The organism is Aeromonas rivuli (genome assembly GCF_000820045.1).
Taxonomy (GTDB): domain Bacteria; phylum Pseudomonadota; class Gammaproteobacteria; order Enterobacterales; family Aeromonadaceae; genus Aeromonas; species Aeromonas rivuli.
Map to the genome: position 1 here is coordinate 21,734 of NZ_CDBJ01000028.1, position 6,435 is coordinate 28,168.

The following is a 6,435-nucleotide window of genomic DNA, read 5'->3' on the forward strand; positions in this document are numbered from 1 at the left end:
TGATGGAGGAAAGTATCAGGTAGCAAAAAATAACTGTCAACAAAAAATAATCCTAGTTTGTTTAAACAATGAAATTTTAACCAAAAGATAATCTTCCTTCTGATTCAATGCGATAGCTTCTTATCTGGAGAGTTGGAACGTCGTATGAAAATGTGATTTTAGAACCTCATTCGTGGGTTGTGTAACTAACTCTTCGAGTGTTATGTGTCGTCGTTTAGGTCTAGTTTCTTATGAGATCAGTACAGAGCGAATGGCTCTGATCATGATGTATAGATGTCTCATGCGGAGATGTTAAATTGAGGGCCATAAATGTATTAATAGCCCCCAATTTCAACACTGTTCGTTGTGGTTCCTGCAATTAATTACATCAAGCCAGAGATTGATTTCGCCAGCTGTTCTTCAAGAACTGGCTTGGCATCGGTGAATTCCAGGTTAACTTGATTTGCAGTGCTAACAATTCTTGTCTGGAACTTCTGACGCGATCCACTTTGCGTGCTGCTTTGTTCTTTAAAACCGGACGTCCCTTGTTTCAGCTTGGTGCGGTCATTGGTCACAACAGTGACCCCATTCGGGACGCGCTCAGCAATCTGCAGGTCGGTGATCATGGTGTACGACGTATCCTCGATCATCGCGTCGGCTGCGACACCGACCAGCGCCCCAACAAGCCCAGCTCCTACAGCTGCGCCTGTAGAACTGCTGTTGTAGCCGATGGCAGAAGCGCCTGCTGCTGCGCCAAAGGCACCGGCCCCCCACCCTCCTTCCAACGCAGACTGTGCTGCTCTCAGGTCCATTTTTTCAACTTTGAGCACATTCGCCTGGATCCAGTAATGGGCATCTTCTGGATTAGAGATAACGCGATAGCCTTTTGCTGTTATTGACTGGGCTACTTTCGAGTCGACCAACAGATCTTGGTTGGAGGTGTTTTTGATCTGTAGATACACCGTTTTTTCGCTCGGAGACACCGGCTCCAAAAAAATGGTCTCGGACATTTTGGTTTGAACATCGAGGTTCCGTTTTGCGACGGCTGTATGTACCGCGCTGCAACCAGTTGTGAGTGCCAGAGTTGAGGCCAGTGTGATCGCAAGAATATGCTTGTTCATGGGTTCTCCAGGGGTCTAAAAAGTGGTTATGAATTCGTGCTGTTTATTCGAGCCATCCTTGAGTAGATGACCCAGCACGTTAGCGGTGTAAAGCAGGCGGATGCCCGGGATCTGTTGTAGAAACTCTTTCAGTCGAGGGAGTTCTCTCTTATCAATTGAGTAAACATCACCAGCTTGAGTTGAGAGCCGAGCCATCGCTGACTCTCCAGCCAAAATAATGCTCTCCGTAGCAGAATGGGCATGACTCACTAATTTGAATGAGGCGATTGCTCTATGAACTGGCGTGAGTTCCAACATGTGGTTATCACGGATGACAAATGTCATCTCTGTCCGTTGGGGTTCACAAAAATAGGAGATCGACAGATGGCATTCAGGAGGCAATGTGAGAGCAAAGGTGGCCCGAATAGTTTCTGGCGTGTCGAGCTGCGAAGGCACAGGCGATTTCATCATTCGTAAACATCCAGGCCTTCATCCAATTGGACGGTTAACGTGAACGGCTCTTCAAAATATTGATAGAACGGATCCTCCGCTGGAGGGGGGACGGCCAGACCTAAGGAAAGGAACAAGTGTGCGGCTTGTTCTGAGGGAAACCCGGTAATCGTATAGCCCGGTGTATCGACAGAAATGTTCCGATCAGAGACCAATACAGAATGAGTCATACGCATGCCTTATCAGCTCAATAATGACATTTTGCCACATTCCAAATCAAAAGCGTGTGCTGAAAACAGTATTATCGACACTGCCTATAGGGGGTGTTTTTATTTTATCTTTGTCTGCTATTATATTTGCTGCGGTAACAGGAGTGGCGATGATGAGCGAACGTGTAGAAATGCTGAAAGAGTGGGTCAAACATCAAACATCAACCGAGCAGGCTGATCCTGACAAAGAGAAGGTGCTCGCTGATGTTCTTGACTCACTGGGCCCGGTATCAGAGGAAGTCAAGCTGATCGCTACACTGGTTTATGTGTTTGAAGTAACGCAAAGTGCGGTTGCGACTAGGCTGGGCATTTCATCTCAAGCTGTGTCGACGAAACTGAGGTCAATTAAGCTACCCCGATCCAGAGGGCCTATCTGGAATGAATTCTTGAGGTCGTTTCCCGCCTTAACTTCCGAGGAAGCGGCGTTCGCTGTTAAGCGGGTTCACAACCTGAAGAATCATCGATACGACCCAAAACGAAGCCTGAGCCAATCAGCGGCCATCCAACAGGTAAAGGCTGAAGTTGCAGCAGCGATGACCGCCAAGCAACCCTACCTGGGAGCCCCTGGTGTGGGTGTAACAGCTTCTGGAAAGGGTGCTCAATACACGGTCAATGGCATAACTGGCACGCCTTCTGAGTTGCTCCGTACTGTGACAGGCCTGGTCCCATCTAGCCCTGAATTCAAGCGCCTATACCGGAAAATTTATAACGATGCACAGAAGAAAAGCATGGAGGATGCAGTGAGGGATGTGATCGAGAGATTCTCTTCGGAAAAATGATGGTTTGCAGTACTGCAAGGTTCGGCGGCATCTCTCAGGCCGCCGAAGAAGGAATGTTTCTAACCTAGTTCAATGTACTCACGATGGCTTTCTTGGCATCAGTTTTCGTGAAAGGGCGTATGGTGTTCTGTGTGTCTCGAGACAGAGTCAGGGTCAGCCGGCAGACCACCAAGCTCCCCTGCAGGTCTGACGTCACCACATTCGATTTCTCTGTCCAGTAATACCAACTATCGTCATATGACCAGGCATGCCTCCCTTCCACTTTTCCCATGTACGTCAAATCAGACAACTTCACTGTCCCGCTCATCTCAACTATTTCCTCTAGTCGGTGATGTCTAATTGCATATCAAGAACTACTTTCCAGGTCGGTATTGAGTGGTAAAGATCGTCCCACGACCATGGACCATCGGCATGAACTCTATGCCACCGAGCGAGGAGCGACCGAAAGGTGTAGTCAGAAAAGCTATTACCATTCACCTCGTGCTCGCTCCACTCACTGTACCACGCTCCGAGCCCTTGCCTTGTGCTGGCGGACAGTGCTTGCCATGCCCGGTCGACTTCGGTGTCATAGGCCGCATGTTGCACACTTCTGCGCTTCATCGCTACTTTACGATCCCGATTCAGGTGAATATCAATGTGATGAAGAGTCCGCTGTTCTTTTCTGTGGGCCTGATACGGGAAGAGCCTATCCTGCAGATCCAGAGGAAGTGGATGGGGAAAAAATGCACCTCTGGTAGCGATAGCGGTATCAAGGGCATCCAGAATCCGGGCTTTTGACAGGTACCGATAAGCCCTCGGGTTGTAGAGCGGGATGATCCGCTGTAGTGCAGTTGCATTGATGTTACTTCTGCCGGTCAGATGCCGGAAAAATGCCCTTGCATAGGGTATCTGTCCGACAACCTTTCGACTGAGTACATAGTGCTGTGAGTATGCAACAGCAGCAGGAAGGGGATCATAGGGAATAATTGGATAATACATAGTCATGTCCAGTAGGGCCACGCACCCCGGCCAACGGGTTCGGGAGTCATCTCCCTTTCATAAATAATAACAGATGCTTGTTAATCTCGGGAGTTATTTATTTTTATCTGCTATTATGAAAAAAACTTGCATTCAGGATTTTTAAGCGTACTTTATATTAAAAATAACGGCGTTAATTTTATTATGGTGGAGCATGTTAGAGGGCCTGGTAGGCCAAAAGTCCGACCTGAAGAACGTGTTACACCTAAGGACGGGATGGCTGAAGTTCGCCGGAAACGTGCGGCTCAAGGCATTGTAGAGCGTCGTTTTCTTATGCATCAGGACGATGTAAAAAGGTTGGACGCTATGATGAAAGCGGCTGGCTTCGGCCCAAAAGAACAGAGTGAGTTTCTTGCGGCGTTGCTTCTCGTGGCAAGTGGGCAGCCGTACTTTGGGCCACCATTCTCATTACCGATCAACATATCTGAAAGTAGTTAAGGACATGACGTCCAACCCGTTGGCCGGGGTGCGTGGCCATAGGAGGCATTATGTTGCCGAGCAATTTCCAAGAGTCATTACGTGTCCGTCAGGTCAAGCTCATCCCATACCGTGAGGGATGGATATGGCAATCACGTTCCCCAGCATTCTATGAGTATGGTCATCCGCTACCTACTCAAGATGCCGCATGGCAGAGTGCAGCAGCCGTTCTACAGCAGCATGGCATTGTTAAATGGCAGGCTTCAGAAGCCTATTGGGTAAGTCGTGAGGTGGTCGCTGTTGTGGAGGTCAGGGAAGTGGCTGGCCATCGCTTACAAGTAGTCGATTCGTACTACGTTGATGGTCGTTGCATTGCTGCTTCGGAATTGCAGCACTGCAATGTCGACTCGCTGGGGCACGCAATATCTGTGGCTTTGCAATACGATGGTGCGTTCAAAAGAGTTATGAGCTCATCACCAGCAATCCTACATGAGCTCAGTGGCGAAGACTTAGCTCTCTTCTCTTGCCGTCAGGGGTGGGCACCGAAGTGTGTGGTTCATGCTGCGCAGCGCGCCGCTGCACAGAAAAAACAGTAATCAAACCGTAGCCGGGTTACGTGGCTTAAGGACAAGTATGGAACAGCATCAGCAAGAGGCAGTGCAGTGTGCAATGTGGTTGGCCCTAGGACGTCAGACCTGTATGTCCAGGAGCGGGAGTGAGGTTGTCTTTTCGGCAAACGCAAGGAAAGTGACGGGTTGCAGTAATGCGTCTGCAGAATATTGCGTTGCGCTTAAGCAGTTAACATCCATTGGCATCGCAATAGAGTCAGTTACAGCTCAAGGCATTGAGGCGTTTCGTGCGTGGAAGAAGCAGAGGAACGAGATGCTACGACAAATGCGACAACGGATCATCGTTACAAAGGAATACGTCCAGGGCGGCATTTCGATGAAGTCCGTCAAGTATCTTGATGGGTTGCAGAGTAAAGCCGTCGTCACGAGGTCCTGCAAGGCCGATGACCATCATCTATTGAGCTCCACTATCCAAGAACTTCAGGCGCTGTATGGCGTAGAACCGAAGAACATCCAAATTCATTGAGCCGGGGCCGGGTTACGTGGCCATAGGGAAAACATGTACAAATTCAAGCAAAGGGAAGTCCGAAAGGCGTGTGAGGCAATTGGTTTGGATCCTTTGTCTACACGGCAGATCATCCAGGTCATGTGTTATGGAAAGTCACAAGTGTCAGTAGCCAAGAAGAGTGACATCTCTCAGCCAGGTTTACATAAGCGCATAACCAAGGTCAGAACGGCTCTCGGACTGAAGGGGATGATGACGGTATTTGCGGGTCAGGACTATGAATTTACAGGCAATCTGTCTCAAATTGCCGTCGCCTTCGATGTGCCCAGGAGGTCATTGTCTTGGCATGTCGAAGGGATAAGGCCGGAGAGTGCAGAGATGATCCAGGTCCTTGAATCGTTTATCGGCAAACGTTCCACTAAGTTGCAGGGTAAATAGGGGGCCCCTTCGGCTCGCGCTAAAGCGCTCGTCCGTCCCACTCGTCTATGCGGTCGGCTTCGCCGGCCGCAGACTCGCCGAGCCCGTTCCGGTCTCGGGCTATCGCTAGGGCCGGATGCCTAAGAGAAATGCAGCCTTGATATCGTTGTCCGCAAGCGGACCCACCCTCTCCGTAGTGACTGTTCTGTCCCGGGCCGCAAAGACGGTTTGGCAGGAAGGGGGGGGAGCCTGCCTCAGATAAACACCCCAAAGAAGTTTCGGCCGACCTGCCACTTTCCCGAATATCGACAACGGGGCGCGGCCTTATACTCGCCAGCGCTGCGCGCGCTCGTCAGATCTGAGGTTTAAAATTATGATATTGCGGTACTGCAAACCTTGATGATTTAACATCATTCTGCTATTATATTTTGGTCGGTAAGTTATATCGAACCCGTCGGCCGGGGTGCGTGGCCATAGGAGATCTTAACTATGCAAACTGCAGTTGTAGCGCGTCAGCCGTTGAAGGTTCACACCGTATCATCTCAGCATATTCGCCTGCTGAAAACCTTGGGCATTGGTGCTCGTTTCATGGAAAACCTGGTCTATTCATTCATGGATAAACTTTGTGCGGAGTATCAGGGGGGAAGCTGGGAGTATTGCGAGGATTCCCTTACTGGCACATGGTACATGAGGCCCGTCGACACCAGTCAGCGTATCCATGTCTTCCGGATCCTTCTTAACTGTTAGATGTAACATTTACCTGCGTATTCAAACACTTAAATATAGTAACTTTTTTAGGTCATTTCGAACCACACACTGTCTTTCACACGCAGCCCTTTGCTGTTCGTTCTGTGTAGTGGTCAACTAAATCCGGACACTTGGTTAGGCCGATCCTCGGCTTTTGCTGGCGCGCTCCCGTCATTGTGTTGATGT

The 6,435-nt window shown here is 49.5% G+C and carries 9 protein-coding genes; 5 read left to right on the top strand and 4 right to left on the bottom strand.

The features are described from left to right. Positions 1-362 precede the first annotated feature (362 nt). The 3 genes from traT to BN1130_RS22170 are packed head-to-tail and all read right to left on the bottom strand — an operon-like array spanning position 363 to position 1,759. The gene (gene traT, locus BN1130_RS06835; protein WP_042041044.1) at positions 363-1,100 is read right to left on the bottom strand and encodes a complement resistance protein TraT; all 738 of its coding nucleotides are present in this window, start codon (positions 1,098-1,100) and stop codon (positions 363-365) included. Between the two features lie 15 nt (positions 1,101-1,115). Beyond that, on the bottom strand, positions 1,116-1,550 hold the full coding sequence (locus tag BN1130_RS06840; protein WP_042041046.1) for a hypothetical protein: 435 nt from the start codon (positions 1,548-1,550) through the stop codon (positions 1,116-1,118). Beyond that, on the bottom strand, positions 1,547-1,759 hold the full coding sequence (locus BN1130_RS22170) for a hypothetical protein (RefSeq protein WP_157013933.1): 213 nt from the start codon (positions 1,757-1,759) through the stop codon (positions 1,547-1,549). The genes BN1130_RS06840 and BN1130_RS22170 overlap by 4 nt, the downstream gene beginning before the upstream one ends. 149 nt (positions 1,760-1,908) lie before the next feature. Here BN1130_RS22170 and BN1130_RS06845 point away from each other — a divergent pair, with 149 nt between their 5' ends. Then, a complete protein-coding gene (locus BN1130_RS06845) occupies positions 1,909-2,577 on the top strand; it encodes a hypothetical protein (RefSeq protein ID WP_042041047.1) in 669 nt (222 codons plus the stop codon). Between the two features lie 321 nt (positions 2,578-2,898). On the opposite strand, the gene BN1130_RS21580 is transcribed toward BN1130_RS06845, so the two are convergent. Beyond that, positions 2,899-3,555 carry a plasmid SOS inhibition protein A gene (locus tag BN1130_RS21580; RefSeq protein ID WP_198135244.1) on the bottom strand — a complete coding sequence of 219 codons (657 nt, stop codon included), beginning with the start codon at positions 3,553-3,555 and terminating at the stop codon, positions 2,899-2,901. Between the two features lie 126 nt (positions 3,556-3,681). Here BN1130_RS21580 and BN1130_RS22175 point away from each other — a divergent pair, with 126 nt between their 5' ends. From BN1130_RS22175 to BN1130_RS06870, 4 genes are read left to right on the top strand one after another with little or no spacing between them, the layout of a single operon-like run. Next, positions 3,682-4,032 (top strand): hypothetical protein, encoded by a 351-nt coding sequence (locus tag BN1130_RS22175; RefSeq protein WP_157013935.1) that lies wholly within the window; start codon positions 3,682-3,684, stop codon positions 4,030-4,032. A gap of 50 nt (positions 4,033-4,082) precedes the next feature. After that, on the top strand, positions 4,083-4,607 hold the full coding sequence (locus BN1130_RS22180) for a hypothetical protein (RefSeq protein WP_137736234.1): 525 nt from the start codon (positions 4,083-4,085) through the stop codon (positions 4,605-4,607). A 37-nt stretch (positions 4,608-4,644) separates the two neighbouring features. Further along, on the top strand, positions 4,645-5,106 hold the full coding sequence (locus BN1130_RS06865) for a hypothetical protein (RefSeq protein ID WP_042041051.1): 462 nt from the start codon (positions 4,645-4,647) through the stop codon (positions 5,104-5,106). A gap of 33 nt (positions 5,107-5,139) precedes the next feature. Next, positions 5,140-5,523 (top strand): hypothetical protein, encoded by a 384-nt coding sequence (locus BN1130_RS06870; RefSeq protein ID WP_042041052.1) that lies wholly within the window; start codon positions 5,140-5,142, stop codon positions 5,521-5,523. Positions 5,524-6,435 lie beyond the last annotated feature (912 nt).